This is a genomic window from Bradyrhizobium sp. BLXBL-03 (genome assembly GCF_051853015.1).
Classification (GTDB): domain Bacteria; phylum Pseudomonadota; class Alphaproteobacteria; order Rhizobiales; family Xanthobacteraceae; genus Bradyrhizobium; species Bradyrhizobium manausense.
The window spans coordinates 2255972-2278950 of sequence record NZ_CP182470.1 but is presented as its reverse complement, the minus strand read 5'-3'; the positions used below and the strand labels follow the sequence as shown (position 1 = coordinate 2278950).

General features: G+C 63.2%; 22 protein-coding genes. 17 read left to right on the top strand and 5 right to left on the bottom strand.

Annotated elements, in window-relative coordinates; genetic code table 11:
• Positions 1-55 precede the first annotated feature (55 nt).
• Complete coding sequence (locus tag ACNJX9_RS10815; protein WP_220005848.1) at positions 56-313, bottom strand: DUF6894 family protein; 258 nt, start codon at positions 311-313, stop codon at positions 56-58.
• A gap of 250 nt (positions 314-563) precedes the next feature.
• On the opposite strand from ACNJX9_RS10815, the gene pqqA reads away from it, so the two are divergent.
• From pqqA to ACNJX9_RS10765, 10 genes are all read left to right on the top strand, one after another.
• Positions 564-644 carry a pyrroloquinoline quinone precursor peptide PqqA gene (gene pqqA / locus ACNJX9_RS10810; RefSeq protein WP_007595659.1) on the top strand — a complete coding sequence of 27 codons (81 nt, stop codon included), beginning with the start codon at positions 564-566 and terminating at the stop codon, positions 642-644.
• Between the two features lie 134 nt (positions 645-778).
• A complete protein-coding gene (pqqB, locus tag ACNJX9_RS10805; protein ID WP_057743087.1) occupies positions 779-1708 on the top strand; it encodes a pyrroloquinoline quinone biosynthesis protein PqqB in 930 nt (309 codons plus the stop codon).
• A complete protein-coding gene (gene pqqC, locus ACNJX9_RS10800) occupies positions 1705-2484 on the top strand; it encodes a pyrroloquinoline-quinone synthase PqqC (protein WP_057743084.1) in 780 nt (259 codons plus the stop codon). Before pqqB ends, pqqC begins: the two co-directional genes overlap by 4 nt.
• Before the next feature lie 9 nt (positions 2485-2493).
• Positions 2494-2805, top strand: a complete 312-nt coding sequence (gene pqqD, locus ACNJX9_RS10795; RefSeq protein ID WP_057743082.1) for a pyrroloquinoline quinone biosynthesis peptide chaperone PqqD — start codon at positions 2494-2496, stop codon at positions 2803-2805.
• The gene (pqqE, locus tag ACNJX9_RS10790) at positions 2802-3995 is read left to right on the top strand and encodes a pyrroloquinoline quinone biosynthesis protein PqqE (RefSeq protein ID WP_439408733.1); all 1194 of its coding nucleotides are present in this window, start codon (positions 2802-2804) and stop codon (positions 3993-3995) included. The genes pqqD and pqqE overlap by 4 nt, the downstream gene beginning before the upstream one ends.
• The gene (gene pip, locus ACNJX9_RS10785) at positions 3985-4971 is read left to right on the top strand and encodes a prolyl aminopeptidase (protein ID WP_439408732.1); all 987 of its coding nucleotides are present in this window, start codon (positions 3985-3987) and stop codon (positions 4969-4971) included. Before pqqE ends, pip begins: the two co-directional genes overlap by 11 nt.
• Positions 4972-4997: 26 nt before the next feature.
• Complete coding sequence (locus ACNJX9_RS10780) at positions 4998-5675, top strand: hypothetical protein (RefSeq protein WP_439408731.1); 678 nt, start codon at positions 4998-5000, stop codon at positions 5673-5675.
• Positions 5676-6024: 349 nt separating this feature from the next.
• Positions 6025-7824 carry an FAD-dependent oxidoreductase gene (locus ACNJX9_RS10775; protein ID WP_439408730.1) on the top strand — a complete coding sequence of 600 codons (1800 nt, stop codon included), beginning with the start codon at positions 6025-6027 and terminating at the stop codon, positions 7822-7824.
• Positions 7794-9641, top strand: a complete 1848-nt coding sequence (locus ACNJX9_RS10770; RefSeq protein WP_439408729.1) for a 2-oxoacid:acceptor oxidoreductase subunit alpha — start codon at positions 7794-7796, stop codon at positions 9639-9641. Before ACNJX9_RS10775 ends, ACNJX9_RS10770 begins: the two co-directional genes overlap by 31 nt.
• A 187-nt stretch (positions 9642-9828) precedes the next feature.
• Positions 9829-10884, top strand: a complete 1056-nt coding sequence (locus ACNJX9_RS10765) for a 2-oxoacid:ferredoxin oxidoreductase subunit beta (protein WP_439408728.1) — start codon at positions 9829-9831, stop codon at positions 10882-10884.
• A 24-nt stretch (positions 10885-10908) separates the two neighbouring features.
• Here ACNJX9_RS10765 and ACNJX9_RS10760 read toward each other — a convergent pair whose 3' ends face one another.
• Complete coding sequence (locus tag ACNJX9_RS10760; protein ID WP_057743068.1) at positions 10909-11475, bottom strand: STM3941 family protein; 567 nt, start codon at positions 11473-11475, stop codon at positions 10909-10911.
• 191 nt (positions 11476-11666) lie between these two features.
• On the opposite strand from ACNJX9_RS10760, the gene ACNJX9_RS10755 reads away from it, so the two are divergent.
• The 6 genes from ACNJX9_RS10755 (at position 11667) to ACNJX9_RS10730 (ending at position 14347) form a co-directional block, all read left to right on the top strand.
• Positions 11667-12287 (top strand): hypothetical protein, encoded by a 621-nt coding sequence (locus ACNJX9_RS10755; protein ID WP_057743066.1) that lies wholly within the window; start codon positions 11667-11669, stop codon positions 12285-12287.
• A gap of 41 nt (positions 12288-12328) precedes the next feature.
• Positions 12329-12784 (top strand): DsrE family protein, encoded by a 456-nt coding sequence (locus ACNJX9_RS10750; protein ID WP_439408727.1) that lies wholly within the window; start codon positions 12329-12331, stop codon positions 12782-12784.
• Between the two features lie 134 nt (positions 12785-12918).
• Positions 12919-13242, top strand: coding sequence for an ArsR/SmtB family transcription factor (locus ACNJX9_RS10745; RefSeq protein WP_439408726.1), 324 nt, complete (start codon positions 12919-12921; stop codon positions 13240-13242).
• Positions 13239-13670 carry an SRPBCC family protein gene (locus ACNJX9_RS10740; protein ID WP_220005862.1) on the top strand — a complete coding sequence of 144 codons (432 nt, stop codon included), beginning with the start codon at positions 13239-13241 and terminating at the stop codon, positions 13668-13670. The genes ACNJX9_RS10745 and ACNJX9_RS10740 overlap by 4 nt, the downstream gene beginning before the upstream one ends.
• A gap of 45 nt (positions 13671-13715) precedes the next feature.
• Positions 13716-13928, top strand: a complete 213-nt coding sequence (locus ACNJX9_RS10735) for a hypothetical protein (protein ID WP_439408725.1) — start codon at positions 13716-13718, stop codon at positions 13926-13928.
• Positions 13925-14347 (top strand): DUF1801 domain-containing protein, encoded by a 423-nt coding sequence (locus ACNJX9_RS10730; protein WP_439408724.1) that lies wholly within the window; start codon positions 13925-13927, stop codon positions 14345-14347. Before ACNJX9_RS10735 ends, ACNJX9_RS10730 begins: the two co-directional genes overlap by 4 nt.
• A 106-nt stretch (positions 14348-14453) precedes the next feature.
• Here ACNJX9_RS10730 and ACNJX9_RS10725 read toward each other — a convergent pair whose 3' ends face one another.
• The 3 genes from ACNJX9_RS10725 to ACNJX9_RS10715 are packed head-to-tail and all read right to left on the bottom strand — an operon-like array spanning position 14454 to position 19229.
• Positions 14454-15992, bottom strand: a complete 1539-nt coding sequence (locus ACNJX9_RS10725; protein WP_057743052.1) for a SpoVR family protein — start codon at positions 15990-15992, stop codon at positions 14454-14456.
• Positions 15989-17266, bottom strand: a complete 1278-nt coding sequence (locus ACNJX9_RS10720) for a YeaH/YhbH family protein (protein WP_205668201.1) — start codon at positions 17264-17266, stop codon at positions 15989-15991. The genes ACNJX9_RS10725 and ACNJX9_RS10720 overlap by 4 nt, the downstream gene beginning before the upstream one ends.
• Before the next feature lie 19 nt (positions 17267-17285).
• Positions 17286-19229, bottom strand: coding sequence for a PrkA family serine protein kinase (locus ACNJX9_RS10715; RefSeq protein ID WP_057743046.1), 1944 nt, complete (start codon positions 19227-19229; stop codon positions 17286-17288).
• A gap of 893 nt (positions 19230-20122) precedes the next feature.
• Here ACNJX9_RS10715 and ACNJX9_RS10710 point away from each other — a divergent pair.
• Positions 20123-22972 (top strand): bifunctional transaldolase/phosoglucose isomerase, encoded by a 2850-nt coding sequence (locus ACNJX9_RS10710; RefSeq protein ID WP_439408723.1) that lies wholly within the window; start codon positions 20123-20125, stop codon positions 22970-22972.
• Positions 22973-22979: the final 7 nt, after the last annotated feature.

Genomic DNA, 22979 nt, shown 5'->3' with positions numbered 1-22979 from the left:
GATTCTGGATTGCTTCGCTTCGCTGGCAATGACGGGGAGAGAGCGGTTCGCCTCGCTAATGCCTGGTCGCGGACTCGTCCGGGATGTCCAGCAATGCCTCGGTGAAGGGAAACTCCAGCACGATCTCGCCGTCGTCGTCGGTCACCTCGATGACCGCCTCGAGCAAGGCCGGCTGGGCGCCTTCGGATTTCACCACCTCCAGGATCATCTGGCGGGCGACCTCCCAGGCGCGATCGGGATTGCGCAGATCCTCGCCATCGGGGTCCACGATCAGTTCATCGCCGATACGGGTGTTGAAGAAATATTTTGGCATCACGAGATCCAGCTAAAGCGGCCTGTACCGGATTGAAAGCTGCACTGCACTCACAACTGCTTTATCAGGACAGGGTTCACGACCGAATGCGCCAGACGCAAGGCCGTATCACCAGAAAGTACTGTTCCCCCCGTATGTCTCGCGGCGCAATATGGCTCTGCTCGGGAAAATTTCACTGGCGAACTTTTCCGCCCGCAGTAATTTAACCCCGGGCGGAGACGTCCCAAAATCGCGAAAATGGAGAGCCGAAATGGCCTGGAAAGCCCCCAAGATCGTCGAAGTGCCCTGCGGCATGGAAATCAACATGTATGTGAGCGCCACCCGCAAATAAGCGGTCGGCAGTCAAGCGTTCTGCGCAGGTGGGTCTCTCGGTCACGATCGGTTTCCGGCTGATGGAAACCGTGTCGTGCAAGTCTTTTTGATCCTGAGGATCCACCTGGCGGCGTTGCCTCCAGGAGACGGATCATGCTTCGCGTCGTCGTCCTGGGCGCCGGGGCTGGCGGCGGAGTCCCGCAATGGAATTGCGGGTGTGAGGGCTGCCGGGCGGCCCGTGAAAACGGCCACGAGCTTTGTCGAACCCAAGCCTCGGTCGCCTTCAGCGGCGACGACGAGCATTGGTTCCTGATCAATGCCTCCCCTGATCTGCGCCAGCAATTGAATGCCACGCCGCGGCTGCATCCCAAGGCGGGCGCGCTGCGCCATACGCCTGTCGCCGGCGTGATCCTGACCAACAGCGAAGTCGATGCCGTGGCCGGCCTGCTCTCGATGCGCGAGGGTTCGCCCTTCACGGTCTATGCGCATGAGAAGGTGCTGGCGATCCTGGCCAGCAACAGCATCTTCAACGTGCTGAACGAGAAGAACGTCAAGCGCCAGCCGATCGGAATCGGTGAGCCGTTCGAACCGCGATTGCCTGATGGTGCGCGCTCAGGGCTCGAGGTGCTGCCCTTCGCGGTGCCGGGCAAATCGGCCTGGTATCTCGAGGGCAAGGTACATCCAGGTGGCGAGAGCGGCGATGGCGATACGCTGGGCCTGAAGATATCAGACAAATCATCAGGCAAGTGCTTCTATTTCATCGCCGCCTGCGCCGAGGTCACCGATGCGCTCAAGGCCGAGATCGACGGCGCCGCGCTGGTGTTCTTCGACGGCACGGTCTGGCAGGATGACGAAATGATCAGGTGCGGCCTCGGCCACAAGACCGGCAAGAGCATGGGCCATGTCGCGATGTCCGGCGAGAACGGCGCCATTGCGCGGCTGGCCGATCTCTCGATCGGCAGAAAGATATTTCTACATATCAACAACTCGAACCCGGCACTGCTGCCTGCCTCGCCTGAACGCAAGACGGCCGAGGGCGCGGGCTGGCAAATACCCGCCGACGGAACGGAGATCGTGCTGTGAATGCTGCATCCATGACGGGAATGACCGCGCTCTCGATCGGCAAGGACATCAAGCTCACGAGCGCCGAGGAGCTCGAGGCGACGCTGCGCCATATCGGCGCGACGCGCTATCACAGCCTGCATCCGTTCCATAAGCTGCTGCATGGCGGCAAGCTGAACAAGGGCCAGGTGCAGGCCTGGGCGCTGAATCGCTACTATTACCAGAGCACGATCCCGATCAAGGACGCGGTGGTGATCTCGCGCTTCCGGGACCGCGCCACGCGGCTGGAATGGCGTCACCGCATCGAGGACCATGACGGCGATGTCGGCTCCGAGGGCGGCATCGAGCGCTGGCTGAAGCTGACCGAAGGCCTCGGCCTCGACACGGCCTATGTGGAATCAACTGAAGGCATCTTGCCGGCAACGCGCTTCGCGGTCGAGGCTTACGTGCATTTCTGTCGCGAGAAGAGCCCGCTGGAGGCGATCGCCTCCTCGCTCACCGAGCTGTTCGCGCCGAGCATCCACGAAGAACGCATCGCCGGCATGTTGCAGCATTATGATTTCGTCAATCCTGACATCATGAGCTACTTCAAGCGCCGGCTGACGCAGGCGCCGCGCGATGCCAATTTCGCGCTCGATTATGTGAGGACGCATGCGCGGACCCCGGAAGAGCGGGCTTCGGTCTGCAATGCGCTGATCTTCAAGACCAACGTGCTGTGGGTGCAACTCGACGCGCTCTATCATGCCTATGTCGAGGGCAACATTCCGCCGGGCGCATTCGTGCCCAAAGCGAGCTGAGGACAACAGATGGCCGGGCCGCGGAACATCAGCATCAGCGAGGCAAGCCGCCCCGTGCTGCCGCGGCATGCCAAGCTGAGATATGACGAGACGCGAAAGGTCTGGGTGATCCTGGCGCCGGAACGCGTGCTGGCGCCGGACGAAATTGCCGTCGAGGTCTTGCAGCTCTGCAATGGCGAGCGCAATGTCGGCGAGGTCGCCGATCAATTGGCGGCGAAATACGCCGCGCCGCGCGAGGCGATCCTGGCCGATGTCATCGCCATGCTGCAGGATCTCGCCGACAAGGGCTTTTTGGCCGAAGCCCGGGAGAAGACGCCATGAGCGACGTGCCCCTGGTCATCCCGCCCGACGCCAGCGACAGCCTCGCGGTGCTGGAGAAGAGCCGCTCGACGGCGGAGACCTTCGGCATTCCGCTCGCCGTGCTGCTCGAGATCACCCATCGCTGCCCGCTGCAATGCCCGTACTGTTCCAATCCGATCGAGCTGGATCGCTCAGCCAAGGAGCTGACCACCGACGAGTGGAAAAAGGTTCTGAGCGAGCTCGCCGAGATCGGCGTGCTGCAGGTGCATTTCTCCGGCGGCGAGCCGACCGCGCGGAAAGACCTGGTCGAGCTGGTCAAGCATGCCAGCGATGTCGGGCTGTACACCAACCTCATCACCTCGGCCGTGCTGCTGACGCGCGAGAAGCTCGGCGAGCTGGCCGATGCCGGGCTCTGCCATGTGCAGATCTCGTTCCAGGGCATCGAGGAAGGCCTCGCCGACCGCGTCGCCGGCTACAAGGGCGGCCATCGCAAGAAGCTCGAGGTCGCCAAATGGACGCGGGAGCTGGATTTGCCGCTCACCGTGAACGCGGTGATGCACCGGCAGAACCTGCACCAGCTTCCCGAGATCATCCAGATGTCCATCGATCTCGACGCCGACCGGCTCGAGGTCGCCAATGTGCAATATTACGGCTGGGCGCTGAAGAACCGCGCCGCCTTGATGCCGACGGTGGCGCAACTCGACGAGTGCACCCGCACCGTCGAGGACGCGCGCGAACGGCTGAAGGGCCGGCTGACGATCGACTACGTCGTCCCTGATTATTACGCGCTGCGGCCGAAGAAATGCATGGGTGGCTGGGGCCGACAGTTCTTCAACATCTCGCCCGCCGGCAAGGTGCTGCCCTGCCATGCCGCCGAGAGCATCACCGGGCTCGATTTCCTGTCCGTGCGCTCCAACCATTCGATCGCCTGGATCTGGCAGAACTCCGAGGCCTTCAACCGCTATCGCGGCACCGGCTGGATGAAGGAACCGTGCAAGTCCTGCGAATTCCGCGAGATCGATTTCGGCGGCTGCCGCTGCCAGGCCTTCGCGCTGACGGGCGATGCCGCCAACACCGATCCGGCCTGCGCGCTGTCGCCGCTGCACGAGACCATCTTCAAGCAGGCGGAAGCCGAGGCCGAGGGCGAAACCAACCGCTTCCTCTACCGCAATTTCGCCGGCGGCACCCTGGAATCCGAGAATGGCGCCTGACGCCGACGCTGCCGCATCCGCCAGGCGCGCTGATCCCTTTGCGCCGCTGACATCGGACATGCTCGATGTCGGCGACGGCCATGAGCTCTATGTCGAAAGCATCGGCCGCACCGATGGCATTGCCGCGATCTATCTGCATGGCGGCCCGGGCTCCGGCTGCCAGCCCGATCACCGCCGGCTGTTCGATCCGGAGCGCATGCATGCCGTGCTGTTCGACCAGCGCGGCTGTGGCCGCAGCCGGCCGAAGGCATCGCGCGAGCATAACACCACGGCGCATTTGATTGCGGACATGGAGAAGATCCGCGAGAAATTCGGCATCACACGCTGGATCGTCGTGGGCGGCTCCTGGGGCGCGACGCTGGCCCTGGCTTACACAGAGGCTCATCCCGAGCGCGTCTGCGGTATTGCGCTGCGCGCGACGTTCCTCGGCACGCAAAGCGAAGTCGAGACCGCCTTCACCTCGCGCCTCGCACAATTCTATCCGGCGCTGCACGAGGATTTCTTGAGCGTACTGCCGCCGGAGGAGCGCGCGCAACCGGTGCAGGCCTATTATCGCCGCATCCTCGATCCTGATCCGGCCGTGCATGGTCCCGCCGCGCGCGCCTGGCACGACACCGAGCGCGCGTTGTCCGAGCACAAGGCGGCAAAGACGCGCATCGACCTTGCATCACTGAACGTCTGGCGCACGCTGCCGGCGACGCCGTTCATGGAGGCGCATTACTTCGTCAACAACTCCTTCATGAGCGACAACCAGTTGCTGCTGAATGCGGACAAACTCGGCGGCATTCCCGGCATTATCGTGCAAGGCCGCTACGACCTGTTGTGTCCTCCTGAGACATCCGCGCGGCTCGCGAAACTGTGGCCGGGTTCCGAGGTCAGGATCGTGGAAGAGGCCGGACATTCCCTCTATGATGCCGGCGTGCGCGATGCGGTGATGAAGTCGATCGCCGACCTTGCGTCGAAGACCGTGCGCTGACGCGCGAAAGTAAGGACAACAAGAAAATGCCGCTCGCCGGGACAGGCATGCTGCTGACGTCGATGGATATCGACGCGGCTGACGAGGCCGATTTCAACCGCTGGTACGATCGCGAACATCTGCAAGAGCGCGTCGCGATCGAGGGATTTCTCGAAGCGCGCCGCTATGTCGCGCACGCGGCCTCTCCGAAATATCTCTCGCTGTATTCGACCACGACGCTCGACGTGCTCGACAGTCCTGCCTACCGCGCCCGGCTTGCCAACCAGACCGAATGGTCGCGGCGGACCATGGCGCAATTCAAGAACATGCTGCGCGTGGTCGCCCGCATCACCATCAGCAAGGGCACCGGCCGCGGCGCCGCGCTTGGCCTGGTGCGGCTGCGGCCCACGCCTGACAATGCCGGCGCATGGCGTGATGCACTGCGAGAAAAGCTGGCGCCGGGGGATCGTGACGGCATCATCTCGATGCATCTGCTCGAAAGCGAGCCGGAATTGTCCGGCGCAACGGCGGACATTCCCGCGGTGCGCAACGAAGGCGCGCGCGACTGGTTCGTGCTGATCGACGGCACCCATGTCTCCGCCGTCTCCGCCGTCATCGCCGAACGCTTCACCGGCCCTGCGGCCGCGCCCTTCCCGCTCCCGGTCTCCGTCGGCACCTACTGCCTGATGTGGGACCTTGCCAAGAGCGATATTGCGGGCAGCTGAGGTGCCGAGATTGCTGCGCTGCCACCAACCCCGTCATTGCGAGGGCAGCGAAGCAATCCAGGGTCTTTCCGCGGTGGCAGTCTGGATTGCTTCGCTGCGCTCGTAATGACGACGGATGGAGCAGAGTGCGATGCTGCACCGCACGCATCTCGCGCGCGCGGCGCTAATGCTGTGTGCGCTTAGCTCCCATGAAACGCAGTGATCGCACAAATTTGCCGTTGTACTCCGGAACGGTTCTAATAAGCTAACCCGATGACGTCATTCAGAAACGAGATCGCCGCGCGTTAAGCGTCGACAAGCTCAAAGAAGAGGCCGCCAGGTCTTTGAGCCTGCGCGGACGAGGGTAGGAATGAAACCGACCGATATCGCGGCCCCCGACTACTTTCACAAAGTGGTCGATTGTCAGTGGGCCTGTCCCGCGCACACCCCGGTTCCCGAATACATCCGATTGATTGCGCAAGGCCGCTACAGCGACGCCTACATGATCAATTGGAAATCGAACGTGTTTCCCGGAATTCTGGGGCGCACTTGCGATCGTCCATGCGAGCCGGCGTGCCGCCGCGGACGCGTCGAGGAAAATCCGGTCGCGATCTGCCGCTTGAAACGCGTCGCGGCCGACTTCAAGGACGACATCAGGCAGCGCCTGCCGCGGCCCGCAGCCAGAAACGGCAAGCGCGTTGCGCTGGTCGGCGGCGGTCCCGCCTCGCTGACGGTGGCGCGCGATCTCGCGCCGCTCGGTTATCATTGCACCGTGTTCGATGCCGACCCCGAAGCCGGCGGCATGATGCGGACGCAGATCCCGAAATTCCGCCTGCCCAATTCGGTCATCGATGAGGAGACCGGCTATATCCTGGGTCTCGGCGTCGAGTTCAGGGGCGGCCATCGCATCGAGAGCATGAAGGCGCTGCTTGCGGAGAAATATGACGCGATCTTCGTCGGCTCCGGCGCGCCGCGCGGACGCGAGCTCGACATTCCCGGCCGGAAAGAGGCCGCCGGCAACATCCATATCGGCATCGAGTGGCTGGCCAATGTGTCGTTCGGCCATGTCGACAAGATCGGCAAGCGCGTCATCGTGCTCGGCGGCGGCAACACCGCGATGGATTGCTGTCGCACCGCGCGCCGTCTCGGCGGCGAGAAGGTCACGGTGGTCGTGCGTTCCGGCTTCGAGGAGATGAAGGCCTCGCCCTGGGAGAAGGAAGACGCGATCCACGAGGATATCCCGATCCTCAACTACATGGTGCCGGTGGCCTTCAAGCATGTCGCCGGCAAGCTGATCGGCGTCACCTTCCAGCACGTCAAGGCCGAATACGACGCCAAGGGCCGCCGCAACCTGGTGCCTTCGGGCGATCCCGATCAGACCATTCCCTGCGACGACGTGCTGGTCGCGGTCGGCCAGGAGAACGCCTTCCCCTGGATCGAGCAGGATTGCGGCATCGCCTTCGACAAATGGCATATGCCCAAGGTCGACCCGAAGACCTTCGTCTCGACCAATCCGAAGGTGTTCTTCGGCGGCGACGCCGCCTTCGGACCGAAGAACATCATCTGGGCGGTGGCGCACGGCCACGACGCCGCGCTGTCGATCCACAAGATGCTGTCGGGCGAGGACATCACCGAGCGGCCGCTGCCGGAGGTGCAGATCTCCTCCCAGAAGATGGGCATCCACGAATGGAGCTATGACAACGACATCTCCATCGACAAGCGCTTCAAGGTGCCGCATCGCGACAAGGTGATCGCGCTGAAGGACGTCAAGACCGAGGTCGAGCTCGGCTACGACGTCAAGCTCGCGCTCGGCGAAGCGCATCGCTGCCTGAACTGCGACGTGCAGACGGTGTTCTCGACCTCGCTCTGCATCGAGTGCGATGCCTGTGCCGACATCTGCCCGATGGACTGCATCACCTTCACTGACAATGGCGAGGAGAGCGACCTGCGCACCCGCCTGAAGGCGCCCTCGCCGCATCCGGACCAGGACCTTTACGTCTCGTCCGATCTCAAGACCGGGCGCGTCATGGTCAAGGACGAGGACGTCTGCCTGCATTGCGGGCTGTGCGCCGAGCGGTGCCCCACCGGGGCCTGGGACATGCAGAAATATTTCATCGAGATGACTCACGCAGGTTCGACATGCCCGACAAAAAGCCGATCAGCAGCGTAAACGACTTCGTCGTCCGCTTCGCCAACGTCAACGGCTCGGGCTCGGCCAGCGCCAACGAGATGTTCGCGCGCGCGATCCTGCGCCATGGCGTGCCTGTGTCCCCGCGCAACATCTTCCCCTCCAACATCCAGGGCCTGCCGACCTGGTACGAGGTGCGGGTGACTGAAGCCGGCCATCTCGGCGCCCGCGGCGGCGTCGACATGATGGTGGCGATGAACCCGCAGACCTGGGACAAGGACGTCGCCGGCATCGAGCCCGGCGGCTATCTGTTCTACGATTCCACCAAGCCGATGCCGTCGACCAAATTTCGCGACGACATCACCGTGATCGGCGTCCCCTTAACTGCGATCACCAACTCGACCTATACCGATCCGCGCCAGCGCCAGTTGTTCAAGAACATCATCTATCTCGGCGCGCTCAGTGCGCTGCTGGAAATGGACCCGAAGCTGATCGAGCAGCTGATCGGCGAGCAGTACAAAGGCAAGGAGAAGCTGCTCTCCTCCAACGTCCATGCGCTGCACCTCGGCCGCGACTGGGCGCTGCAGAATTTGAAATGCCCGATCGGGCTCAGGGTGAAGAAATCCGACAAGGTCGGCGACCGCATCTTCATCGAGGGCAACAGCGCCGCCGCGCTCGGCGCCGTCTATGGCGGTGCCACGGTGTGCGCCTGGTATCCGATCACGCCGTCATCGTCGGTGGCGGAAGCCTTCACCGCGCATTGCAAGAAGTACCGGCACGATCCGGAGACCGGCAAGGCGAAATACGCCATCGTGCAGGGCGAGGACGAGCTCGCGTCCATCGGCATCGTCATCGGCGCCTCCTGGAACGGCGCCCGCGCCTTCACCGCGACCTCGGGGCCCGGCATCTCGCTGATGACCGAGTTCATCGGCCTCTCATATTTTGCCGAGATCCCGGCCGTGATCATGAACATCCAGCGCGCCGGCCCTTCCACGGGCATGCCGACCCGCACCCAACAATGCGACATCATCGCCTGCGCCTATGCCTCGCATGGCGACACCAAGCATGTCCTGCTGTTCCCGGAAGATCCGGCCGAAGCGTTCGAGTTCGCCGCGGCCGCGTTCGATCTCGCCGAGCGGCTGCAGACCACGATCTTCCTGATGCTCGACCTCGACATCGGCATGAACCACCGGCTCTGCCGTCCGCTGAAATGGGACGATGCGCGGCAATATGACCGCGGCAAGGTGATGACCGCGGACATGCTGGAAGAAGGCCGCGACTTCGGCCGCTATCTCGACGTCGACGGCGACGGCATTCCCTACCGCACCTATCCCGGCACGCATCCGACCAAGGGCTCCTATTTCACCCGCGGCACCTCGCGTGACCGTTACGCGCGCTATTCCGAGGAAGGCACCGTCTATGCCGACAACATGCAGCGCCTGGTCCGCAAATTCGAGACCGCGCAGGATCTGGTGCCGCGGCCGCTGCAGGCCAACGCGGAACGGCCGACCAAATATGGCGTGATCTATTTCGGCTCGACCTCGCCGGCAATGGACGAGGCGATCGGAATGCTGGAGGCGCGCGGGCACCAGCTCGATCGCCTGCGCATCCGCGCCTTCCCGTTCCACTCCAGCGTCGCAAGCTTCCTCGCCGAGCACGATTTCGTCTATGTCGTCGAGCAGAACCGCGACAGCCAGCTCCGTCAGCTCATCGTCAACGAGAACGGCATCGATCCCGTCCGCCTCGTGCCGATCGTGCATTATGACGGCACCCCGATCACCGCCCGCTTGATCGCAAAAGCCATTGGCGACCACCAGGATCACCTCAAGGTGACCCCGCTCCGCAAGGCCGTGTCATGATGGCAGAGCGGATCCACATCCGTCATTGCGAGCGCAGCGAAGCAATCCAGAGTCTCGCCGCGGAACAAGTCTGGATTGCTTCGTCGCAAGGGCTGCTCGCAATGACGATGTGGATGCAGCGGAGGACTATTCCATCGTTCTCTTCGCGAGAAGATACCGCGAGGAGAGGGAGCAAAGAGAAACAGTCATGACCTATATCGCAAAGCCGAAATTCCATCATCCGGGCCTGAAGAAGAACGAGCTCGGCTACACGCATCGCGATTACGAGGGCAAGATCTCGACGCTGTGCGCCGGCTGCGGCCATGATTCGATCACCGCCTCGATCATCGAGGCCTGCTACGAGCTGTCGATCGAACCGCACCGCGTCGCGAAGATCTCCGGCATCGGCTGCTCCTCCAAGACGCCGGATTACTTCCTCGGCAATTCGCACGGCTTCAACTCCGTGCACGGCCGCATGCCCTCAGTGCTGACAGGCGCCAACCTTGCCAATCGCGAGTTGATCTATCTCGGCGTCTCCGGCGACGGCGATTCCGCCTCGATCGGCTTCGGCCAGTTCGCGCATTCGATCCGGCGCGGCGTCAACATGACCTATATCGTCGAGAACAACGGCGTCTACGGCCTGACCAAGGGCCAATTCTCGGCCACCGCCGACCGCGGCTCGAAGTCGAAGAAGGGCGTCACCAACACCGACAACGCCATCGACCTCGTCGCGATCGCGCTGCAGCTTGGCGCCACCTTCGTGGCGCGCTCGTTCTCCGGCGACAAGGACCAACTGGTGCCGCTGATCGCCGCCGCAATCCGGCACAAGGGTTCGTCTTTCATCGACGTCATCAGCCCCTGCATCGCCTTCAACAATCACGCCGGCTCGACCAAGAGCTTTGATTATGTCCGCGAGCACAATGACGCCGTGAACCGGCTCGACGTGCTGGTCGGCCGCGATCCGATCGCGGTGGACTACGCGCCTGGTACCGTGCAGGTGGTGGAGCAGCATGACGGCAGCAAGATCGCGCTGCGCAAGATCGACGCCGATTACGATCCGCATGACCGGCTAGGGGCCCAGACCTTCCTTGCCAGGCACGCCGCCAAGGGCCAGATCGTCACCGGGCTGCTCTACGTCGATCCTGACGCGGAAGATCTGCACGCCCATCTCAACACGGTCGAGACGCCGCTCAACACGCTGGAGGCGGACACGCTGTGCCCGGGCTCGGCGGTGCTCGACAAGATCAACGCCAGCCTGCGCTGACGCGACCGGCCGAGCGATCGGTCGCTAGCTGACGGGCTCCGGCGTCGCACGGCGCAAATGAGCGAGCCGGCTGGCCGTCCAATATTGCCTGCAGGTCCGGGACAAGGTCTCGGCGTCCATGGTCAGGCCGCCGGCATTGATGATCACGCCGTCGGCGCCGAGCGCCTTGTTCATCAGCGTTACGATGTGCTTCAGCATGCCTCCGGCAAACTGCTCGGCAACGAGGCGATCAACCTTCAGTACCACGATCTTTTGGGTGCGAAGCTGCCAGACCAGGATGTCGCGCACCGATCGCCAGGCGATGGTGTCGTCGGCGATCCTGGTGTCGCGGATGCCGACGCGGGTGATGAAGATAACCGGCTCCCGGGCGGAGACCAGCCGCCAGATCGCCTGGCAGGTCGCAAAGCCGAACAGCGCAACGCCGGCGGAGCAGATCACGATCTGGAGCGAGCTGATCTCCTTGCCGTGCAGCCAGTTGAAGGCGACGGCGGCACAGAGCAACGTCAGCAGCAGGCCCGCGCCGAGCACCTTCAACGACCTGGCCAGGGAATAGCCGATCGCAAGATTGGGCAAGTTCTGACTTTCGGACATGTTCAACCGCCTCCAGCCATTTGCAACAGCCCGGGGTTTTTCTGCGCCCCCTCGCAAGGGTTAAGCCTGGAACCTTGCGCGAGGCTGCCGGCCGGGCGCGCGGTTGAACGCGCCGCGTGCGGCTTGCGACTAACCGCTGGTGGCCCGTCACCATCCCGATGCGGGCCCCAAACGGCTGACCCGGTGCAATCATGAAAATTGCCCTTATCGTTCCGCTTGCCTTCGTGGCCTTCATCGGCGTCGCCCGGGCCGAGGAGGCCGACGACTTCCGCGAGGCGAACAAGACCGAAGCCGAGACCTTCAACGCACGGATCTATGCGGGCACGCCAGGCAAGACAGCCTATGCCTGCTTCGTCCGCCGCTACGATGCCGAGCATCTGGCGCGACATCCGAAGCAGAAGGTCGCTTCCATGAAGCTGCTGGTCTCCGCGGAGACCGACAGCGAGGACAAAGAGCTCCACAACTCGTTCCGGCTCGGCTTCCGCTATCGCCACCGTAGCGGTGACTTCGATTCCAGCGGCTCGTGTCACCACACGGTGCTCACCAAGGAAGGCAACGAGGTCAGACTCGGCTGCGGCGTCGATTGCGAGGGCGGCGGCATCGGTATCGCGCTCTCGAAGGACGACAAATCAGCCATCGTACGGCTCGAGAGCGTCAGGGTCTGGCTGCACAACAAGCCCGACGACGAGGCCGAGCGGTCGCTGGTCGCCGGCAGCGATGACGGGATTTTCCGGCTCGACCGGGCTGACAACAGCGAATGCGCCGCGCTCGCGACCGACCGCAAGGAACTCGCCGCGCTCCGCCACAAGTGATATCGCTCCGGCAAGCACGGGCGTCATCAAAGGACATCGCCATGAACCGCCGGAACATTCTGTGGAGCACAATTTCGGCGCTGGGCGCGGCCTTTGCCGCCTCGCGCGCCAACGCTGCGACTGCGACTAAAGCTGCAAAGTCAGACAAGCTGAAGGTGGTGTATCACCTCAGCGACGCCGACAAGGTCAATTTCGTGCTCGGCAACATCCAGAACCACATCGACGGCGTCGGCGGCCCCGACCATGTCACCCTCGCGCTCGTCATCCACGGGCCGGCGCTGAAGGCGTTCCATCAGGCACAGGCCAATCCCGACGTCAGGGGGCGGATCAGCAATTTCGCCAAGGACGGCGTCGAGCTCGCCGCCTGCGGCAACACCATGAAGGCGCAGAACATCACGCTGACGGATCTGCTGCCGGGCTTCGTGAGCGCGGACAAGGGCGGCGTGGTTCGGCTCGCTGAACTGCAGTCGCAGGGGTATTTGTACTTGCGGCCGTGAGCACCGCTCCATCCGCCGTCGCAAGGACGGGAGAGAGGGCTGAGCGCACCAGCACCAGCTCCTGTGCCGGCCTTGACTTACCCATAACTGTAGGGTTATGAATCGATCCATAACTTCGGAGTTATGGATCTCCCATGTCCTCCACCCCTGACCTTCTGTTCCGGACGCTCGCCGACCCGACGCGGCGGGCGATCTTCGAACGGCTGTGCCGGGAGGGCGAGCAGACGGTCGGAGCACTGACGGAGCGATCGGGCGTTTCGCAGCCGGCGGTGTCAAAGCATCTCGGCGCGCTGAAGCTCGCCGGCCTGGTGCGCGACCGCCATGAGGGACGCCAGACCCACTATAGCGCGCAGCCCGGCGCGCTCGATCCGCTGATCGACTGGACCAGCCAGATGGCCGGCTTCTGGCAGAACCGGCTCGATGCACTTGACGATCTCCTGAAGAGGATGGACCAATGACTGAGGCTGCGACCGAAACACGTTCCGTGGTGATCGAGCGCGAATTCGCCTATCCGCCTGAGCGGCTGTGGCGCGCGCTGACGCAGCCGCATCTGATCGAGGAATGGCTGATGAAGAACGACTTCAAGCCCGAGGTCGGCCACCGTTTCAATCTGCGCGGCGAATGGGGCGGCGTGCTGGATTGCGAGGTGCTCGCCATCGAGCCACAACGCTCCCTCGCCTATACCTGGAATTTCACCAACGAGGACGCAGCCTACGACCTCAGAAGCGTGGTGACGTTCACGCTGACCCCGCAAGGATCGGGCACGCATCTGCGTGTCGAGCAGGCGGGCTTCCGCCCCAGCCAGAAGCAGGCCTATGGCGGCGCGCATGCCGGCTGGAAGCAGTTTTTCACCAAGCTCGACGAGCTGCTGGCACGGGCCGAATAGCGAGCCACAAACGCTGATCCCGAATATTCCCAGAGGAGACTTTAGATGAGCTCGAACATGTGGGTCCGGCAAATCCATCGCTGGCTGTCGATTGCCTTCACGCTGGCTGTGATCGCCAATATCGTTGCGCTGACCATGCAGATTCAGGCCACATGGATTGGCCTGATGGCTTTCGTGCCCTTGATTCCGTTGCTCGCGACCGGGCTCTATCTGTTCGCACTGCCCTATCTCGGCCGCGGCAGCGAGGCGAGGACATGACGAAGACCGTGACCGCGAAGAAAGAGACGGACGGGCCATCACCATCCAAGATGATCGACGGCCGGATCAAGGAGCTCGGCGACTGGCGCGGCGAGACGCTGAAGCGGATCCGTGCCCTGATCAAGGAGGCCGATCCTGATGTGGTCGAGGAATGGAAGTGGCGCGGCGTTCCCGTGTGGGAGCACGACGGCATCATCTGCACGGGGGAGACCTACAAGGCGGTGGTGAAGCTGACCTTTGCCAAGGGCGCGGCTCTGGACGACCCGGCCGGCCTGTTCAATTCCAGCCTCGACGGCAATGTGCGGCGCGCGATCGATATCAGCGAGGGCGCTGATATCAACGAGAAGGCGCTGAAGGCGCTGATCCGCGCGGCGGTGGCGCTGAATGCGGCGAAGAAGAAGCCGGGGAAGAAAGCCTGACCTGATCTCTTCAGAAGCCGCGGACTGGCTCTAACCTCTCCCGCAAGCGGGGGGAGGGAGCGCACCGCCTTCTGCGCGCGGGTCTCATATCACAGTGAAAAATGCCTCAGGCCACCGCGGCCGCAATTGGACGCGGGCTGACGACGTATTCGCGCAGCACCTTGTCGTTGGCATCGACCTCGATCAGCGCGACGTCGTAAGTCCAGAGATCGGCGAGGTGCTGCAGCACGCGCTTGGCGTCGGTCTCGTTCAGCTGCGAGCCCTTGATGACACGGTGATGCAGGATCAGCCGGCGGTCGCCGGAGAGATCGACGTCGACCACCTCGATATTGGCATCGATGAAGCCGACATCGTGCTGGCGCGCCAGCTCGCGGCGGACGCGGCGGAAGCCGCGCTCGTCGTGGATCGCGTCGACCCGGATGCCGGCGCGCTCCTCGGGATCGTCGTGCAAATGGAACATGCGGAAGTGCCGCATCAGCTTCGGGCTCAGGAACTGGCCAATGAAGCTTTCGTCGCGGTAATTGGCCCAGACGTCGCGCAGCACGCCCATCACGTCGTTCTTGCCGGCGATATCAGGGAACCATTCGCGGTCCTCGTCCGACGGACTGGTGACGATGCGCTCGATGTCCTGCATCATGGCGAAGCCGAGCGCGTATGGATTGAAGCCCGAGAAGCGTGGATCGTCGAATTCGGGCTGGAACACCACATTGGTGTGCGAGCCCAGAAACTCCAGAAAGTTGCCATCGGTGATGCGGCCCTGCTGATGCAGCTGGGTCATGATGCGATAATGGACGTAGGTCGCCGTCCCCTCGTTCATCACCTTGGTCTGGCTCTGCGGATAGAAATATTGCGCGATGTGGCGGACGATGCGCAACAATTCGCGCTGCCAGGGCGCGAGGCGCGGCGCGCTCTTCTCCAGGAAGTAGATCAGGTTTTCCTGCGGCAGGCCGAGCAGCTTGCGGCGGCGCTCGATCGAGAGCGCGGACCGGCTCTTGCTCTTGCCTGTCGGCACGGTGCGCCAGAGGTCGTTGAAGACCTCCTCCTCGTGCTGGCGGCGGCGCCCTGCCCGCTTCTCCTCGGCGCGCAAATCCAGCTTCTTCTTGCCCGGATACCGGTCGATGCCGTGCGACATCAGCGCATGCGCGGCGTCCAGCGTGCGCTCCACCTCGATGCGGCCGTAGCGCTCCTCGCACTGCATGACGTAATTCTTGGCGAAATCCAGATAGTCGAGAATCCCTTCCGCGTCGGTCCACTGCTTGAACAGGTAATTGTTCTTGAAGAAGTGGTTGTGGCCGAAGGCGGCGTGCGCGATCACCAGCGTCTGCATCGTCGCCGTGTTCTCCTCCATCAGGTAGGAGATGCAGGGCGAGGAGTTGATCACGATCTCATAGGCAAGACCCATCAGGCCCTTGCGATACGAGGCCTCGTGATAGGCGAAGTGCTTGCCGAACGACCAGTGCTTGTAGAACAGCGGCATGCCGACGGACGAATAGGCGTCCAGCATCTGCTCGGCGGTGATGACCTCGATCTGGTTCGGGTAGACGTCGAGCCCGAGATCCTTCAACGCAACTTCTTCGCAGGCATCGGTGATGCGCTGCAAGGTGTGGAAATCCCAATCGGCGCCTTCGAACAAGCGTTCCGTCATGGAGCGGCTTTCTCCTGGGCAGTTTCGCGGCGCTGGAACAGATCGTGGAACACCGGGAAGATCTCGCTGCGCTCGGAAACCTTGCGCATCGAGAGCGGCGCGCCAGAGTTGCGCAGGCGCTCATAGAGCGTCCAGAGCGAGGAGTCGGAGAGATCGAAGGCGCTGCCGCCTGATTCCCCGACCTCGAGATAGGCAAAGAACTGGCAGACCGGCAGGATCTTCTCGGTCAGCAGCAGGCCGGTCAGCTCGCCATCGGAATAGGAATTGTCGCCGTCGGAGGCTTGCGCGGCGTAGATGTTCCAGTCCGCCGGGCTGAAGCGCTCGCGCACGATCTCGTGCATCGCCTGCAGCGCGCTGGAGACCAGCGTGCCACCGGAGGCCGGGCCATAGAAGAAGGTCTGCTCGTCGACCTCCTCGGCGCGGTCGGTATGGCGGATGAAGACGATCTCGACATGCTTGTAGCGCCGCTTCAGGAACACGTAGAGCAGCATGTAGAAGCGTTTGGCCAGATCCTTCATGTGCTCGGACATCGAGCCCGACACGTCCATCAGGCAGAACATCACGGCCTGCGCCACCGGCCGCGGCACCTTCTCGTAGCGGCGATAGCGGATGTCGAGCGGATCGATGAAGGGAATGCGCTTGGTCTTCGCCTTCAGCTTTTCGAGCTGGGCGATGAGCTCGGCACGCTCGTCCTCGTCGGTACAGGCCTCGATCGCGGCTTCCAGCTCCTCGACCTCGTCCTTGCGCGGGCGCTTGAGCGCGATGCGGCGCGCGAGCGCCAGCTTCACGGTGCGGCTGACCGAGATATTGGCGGGCGAGCCCGAAGTGGTATAGCCGGCGCGCTGGATGCCTTCGCTCTCGGTCTGCGCGATCTTGCGCTTGGCGAGATCAGGCAGCTCGAGATCGTCGAGAAAGAGATCGACGAACTCGTCGCGGCTGAGCACGAAGCGGAACGCATCTTCGCTGTCGCCTTCACCGGGACCGGAATCCTTGGCGCTGCCCTGGCCCTGACGCTGGAGATAGTCGCCCTCGACGAACTTCTTGTTGCCGGGCAGCACCATGTCGCGCGTGCCGCCTTCACGGCGGAAACGCGGCTCGTGCATCCCGTCGAGCGGGATTGTGACCTCTCCACCCTCCAGGACGTCCTTGATGTCGCGTTCCTGAGAGGTCTTCTTGACGGCGCCCTGCACCAGGGATTTGGCCCGACGCAAGAACCGCTGGCGGTTCTCAAGACTCTTGCCGCCTGGATTCAGGCGCCTGTCAATGATGTGAATGGCCACTTTCTCATCCGCCTCAACCGGCTTGCTTCACGCGCATGTACCATTCGACCAGTCGGCGAACCTGACGCTCGGTGTAGCCGCGCTCCACCATGCGTGCCACGAACTCGCCGTGCTTCTTCTCCGTCTCGCCGTCCTTCTTCGAACCGAACGAGATGACCGGAAGCAGGTCTTCGACCTGGGAGAATATCCGCTTTTCGATCACATCGCGAATCTTCTCATAGGAGGTCCAGGTCGGATTCTTGCCGCCGTTCTGGGCCCGGGAGCGTAACGAGAATTTGACGACCTCGTTCCGGAAGTCCTTGGGATTGGCAATGCCCGCCGGCTTCTCGATTTTCGTCAATTCCTGGTTCAAAAGCTCGCGATCAAGCAGCTGGCCGGTGTCGGGGTCCTTGAAGTCCTGGTCCTCGATCCAGGCATCGGCGTAGTCGACATAGCGGTCGAACAGGTTCTGGCCGTAATCCGAGTAGGATTCCAGATACGCCTTCTGGATCTCGTTGCCGATGAATTCGGCATAGCGCGGCGCCAGCTCGGCCTTGATGAATTCGAGATAGCGCTTCTCGACTTCCTCGGGCAGCTGCTCCCTGCGGATCGACTGCTCCAGTGCGTACATCAGATGCACGGCGTCGGCGGCAACCTCCTGCGGATCGTGGTTGAAGGTCGCAGCCAGGATCTTGAAGGCGAAGCGGGTGGAGACGCCGTCCATGCCTTCGTCGACACCGGCGGCATCGCGATATTCCTGCACGCTGCGCGCCTTCGGATCGGATTCCTTCAGGCTCTCGCCGTCATAGACCCGCATCTTGGCGAACAGCGTCGAGTTCTCGTGCTTGCGCAGGCGCGACATCACCGAGAACCGCGCCAGCGTCTCCAAGGTCGAGGGTGCACACGGCGCAGCCGCCAGCTCGGAGCCCTGGATCAGCTTCTCGTAGATCTTCTGCTCCTCGGTGACCCGGAGGCAGTAGGGCACCTTGATGACGCAGATGCGGTCGATGAAGGCCTCGTTGTTCTTGTTCGACTTGAAGCTCGCCCACTCCGCCTCGTTGGAGTGCGCGAGGATGACGCCGGTGAACGGGATCGCGCCGATATTCTCGGTGCCGATGTAATTGCCTTCCTGCGTTGCCGTCAGCAACGGGTGCAGCATCTTGATCGGCGCCTTGAACATTTCGACGAATTCGAGCACGCCCTGGTTGGCGCGGTTGAGGCCGCCGGAATAGCTGTAGGCATCGGGATCGTTCTGCGCGTAGGTCTCGAGCTTGCGGATATCGACCTTGCCGACCAGCGAGGAGATGTCCTGGTTGTTCTCGTCGCCGGGCTCGGTCTTGGCGATCGCGATCTGGCGCAGCCGCGACGGCTGGATTTTTGCGACCCTGAACTGGGAAATGTCGCCGCCGAAGGCCTCGAGGCGCTTGTAGCACCACGGGCTCATCAGGCCGGTGAGACGCCGGCGCGGAATGCCGTACTTCTCTTCCAGCATCGGCCCGAGCTGATCGGGATCGAACAGGCTGAGCGGGCTCTCGAAAACAGGCGAAAGCTCATCTCCGGCCTTGAGCACGTAGATCGGATGCACCTCCATCAGCGACTTCAGCCGCTCGGCGAGCGAGGATTTGCCGCCGCCGACCGGGCCGAGCAGATAGAGGATCTGTTTACGCTCTTCGAGACCTTGCGCCGCATGACGGAAGAAGCCGACGATGCGCTCGATGGTCTCTTCCATGCCGTAGAAGCCGGCGAAGGCCGGATAGGTCCGGATGGTGCGGTTCAAAAAAATACGGCCAAGGCGTGGGTCCTTGGCCGTGTCAATCGTCTGGGGCTCACCGATCGCTGCAAGTAGTCGTTCGGCCGCATTCGCGTATTTCATGGGATCGCTTCGACACGATTCCAGATATTCCGCCATCGACATGTCGTGCTGGCTTCTCGCCTCGAACGACCGAGCGAAAGCGTTGAATAGAGAATCGTTGTACATGATCCCTCTCCGCGTGAGTTCCGCTACAAGCTGAAACGAAAGCAGTTACTAGACTGTTCCTCAGGCCGCTTCTCGAATCAGCGTGAGCACATGCCGATCATTGGACACCCGGGTGCCGACACGACGCAACGCACAAGGTAGGCACTCGCTGAATTACGAACAGGCACTTGCCTGTAATTTGTGCGAATCTTCCTATATCTTGGCGTATTTCCAGAAATTGTCACTGGCTGGCCACATCCGGGCGATACCGGGGCACCAATCCTCCGGCACTGCAACATGACGATTTCCGAGCGGCAAACTTATGACGCTTGCAGGACGATCGCGTGGGTGCCGCGGTCATCTTCCTGCTGCAATGCGGTGCCCCGGCTGCCCGCAGCGGCCTGCTTACTTGCAGCCATGACAGCCGCGACAAGCGCGCAGCATTCAAAATCGGTCGCCAGGCCCTCCTGACGGATAACGTCGTTCTGCGTGGCAGCTCGGATGCAGTCGCATCAGGTATTGACCGACGTCGGGATCACAGGATGCGCCGACGCAGCCGACCGACGCGATCGATCGCCGGTGACCGGCGACGCCGTCAGGACTTGCGCGCATGCCTTCTCCCAGCATGACCATTCGCGACCGAGCCGATCAGACAGGTCAAACAACCGCTGACCACACTCCGCGACGCGACAGATGTCCTCACGCAGCAAGACGTTGGTCGAACCATCCCAGATTTATATTACGCATAAGCACGACTGCCGCCTGGATCGCCATGATCGCGACGGAGTTAGACCGAGAGAATGACGCCAATACCCTTGATTGGTTCCCTCCCGGGAGCATGTGGGCTAAAGGATAGCGCGTCAGGACCGGCGCGGGAACCCCCTCCGCCCGCAGGCTTGGAGATAATAAGCATCATGAATCCCGTCAAAGAACTGGAAAAGCACGGACAAGCCGTCTGGCTGGACTTCCTCGCCCGCGGCTTCATCGCCAAGGGCGACCTGAAGCGGCTGATCGACACCGATGGCGTCAAGGGCGTCACCTCCAATCCCTCGATTTTCGAGAAGGCGATCGGCAGCTCGGACGAATACGACGCCCCGATCGGCAAGGCGCTGAAGCGCGGCGACCGGACCGTGGCCGATCTGTTCGAGGCGGTCGCGGTCGAGGACATCCAGGCCGCCGCCGACGTGCTGCGCCCGGTCTATGACCGCCTCAAGGGCGGCGACGGCTATGTCAGCCTCGAGGTCTCGCCTTATCTCGCGATGGACACGTCAGGCACGATCGCCGAAGCACGCCGGCTCTGGAAGGACGTTGGTCGCAAGAACCTGATGGTGAAAGTGCCGGCTACGGCCGAGGGCCTGCCGGCGATCGAGACGCTGATCGGCGAGGGCATCAGCATCAACATCACGCTGCTGTTCTCCAAGGCGGTCTATCTCCAGGTCGCCGAGGCCTACCTCGCAGGCCTCGAGAAATATGTTGCCGGCGGCGGCGACCCCTCGCATGTCGCCAGCGTCGCCAGCTTCTTCGTCAGCCGTATCGATACCATGGTCGACAAGCAGCTCGACGAGAAGATCGCGCGGGCCAACGACCCTAGCGAGAAGGAGCGGCTCGCCGCGCTGAAGGGCAAGGTCGCGATCGCCAATGCCAAGGTCGCCTATCAGGATTACAAGCGACTGTTCTCGGGCCCGCGCTGGGAGAAGCTCGCCGCCAAGGGCGCCAAGCCGCAGCGCATGCTGTGGGCCTCGACCGGGACCAAGAACAAGGATTACAGCGACGTCCTCTACGTCGAGGAGCTGATCGGCCCCGACACCATCAACACCGTGCCGCCGGCGACGCTGGATGCATTCCGCGACCACGGCAAGCTGCGCGACAGCCTGGAGGAGAATGTCGAGGAGGCCTACCGCGTGCTGGAGGAGCTGGAACGCTCCGGCGTCTCGCTCGATGCCATCACCGAGGAGCTGGTCAAGGACGGCGTCAAGCAGTTTGCCGACGCCGCCGACAAGCTCTACGGCGCGGTCGCCCACAAGCGCGCCACCGTGCTCGGGCCGGCAATCGACCGCCAGCTTCTCTCGCTCGGCGACGGCCTCGGCGAGGCCGTGGCCAAGAGCACCGAGGAATGGCGCGCATCGGCAAAAATCCGCAGGCTGTGGCAGCGCGACAAGTCGGTCTGGACCGGGACGGACGAGGACAAATGGCTCGGCTGGCTCGACAGCGCCGCCAAGGCCGACGTCGCCGATTATGAGGACTATGCCAGCCGCGTGAAGGGCCAGAAATTCTCCGACGCCGTCGTGCTCGGCATGGGCGGATCGAGCCTCGGCCCCGAGGTGCTGGCCGAGACCTTTGCCCGGAAGCCCGGCTTCCCGAAGCTGCACGTGCTCGATTCCACCGATCCGGCCGAGGTGCGGGCGATGGAGGCCAAGATCGACATCGCCAACACGGTGTTCATCGTCTCCAGCAAGTCCGGCGGCACCACCGAGCCGAACGCGATGAAGGACTATTTCCATGAGCGCGTCGCGCAGGCCCTCGGCCCCAAGGCCAAGACCGGCTTCCGCTTCATCGCAGTGACCGATCCCGGCTCCTCCCTGGAGAAGGCGGCCAAAAAGCTGAGCTATGCCCGCATCTTCCATGGCGAGCCCTCGATCGGCGGACGCTATTCGGTGCTGTCGCCGTTCGGCCTGGTGCCGGCGGCAACCGCCGGCATCGACGTCAGGACCTTCCTCAAGCATGCGCTTGCGATGGCCCGCTCCTGCGGCCCGGACGTGCCGCCAGCCGAGAACCCGGGCGTGCAGCTCGGTCTCGCCATGGGCCTTGCCGGCCTCGAAGGCCGCGACAAGGTGACGATATTCTCGTCGAAGAAGATCGCCGATTTCGGCGCCTGGGCCGAGCAGCTGATCGCGGAATCGACCGGCAAAGAGGGCAAGGGCCTGATCCCGATCGCCGGCGAGCCGATCCGCGAATCCGCGGTCTACGGCAATGACCGCTTCTTCATCGACATCCGCACCGAGGGCGAAACCGATGCCGCCCATGACTCGGCGCTCGCCGGAATCGAGGCGGCCGGTCATCCCGTGGTGCGCATCGTGATGAAGTCGATCGACCATCTCGGCCAGGAATTCTTCCGCTTCGAGATGGCAACGGCGGTGGCAGGCAGCATCCTCGGCATCAATCCGTTCGACCAGCCGGACGTGGAAGCGGCCAAGATCAAGACCCGCGAGCTGACGTCGGCCTTTGAGAAGACCGGCGCGCTGCCGGCCGAACAGCCTGTCGTCAGCACCAAACAGTTCGATCTCTACACCGACGACCACAACGCCGCTGCGCTCCGCACGATGGGCGCCAATGGCGACCTCACCTCCTGGCTCAGGGCCCATATCACCCGCTCGCGGCGCGGCGATTACTTTGCCCTGCTCGGCTACATCACGCGCGACAAGGCCAACATCGAGGCGCTGCAGCAGATGCGCACCGCCGTGCTCGAGAAGCGGCACCTGGCAACCGCCGCCGAATTCGGGCCGCGCTTCCTGCACTCCACGGGGCAGGCCTATAAGGGCGGACCGGACAGCGGCGTGTTCCTCCAGATCACCGCCGACGACGCCAAGGACCTCGCTGTGCCGGGCCAGAAGGCCAGCTTCGGCGTGATCAAGGCGGCGCAGGCGCGTGGCGATTTCGACGTGCTGACCGAGCGCGGCCGGCGCGCGCTCCGGGTGCACCTGAAGGGACCGCTCAAGAAAGGTCTCGCGGCGCTCAATGCCGCGCTCAACGACGCGCTGAATTAAGGGAATT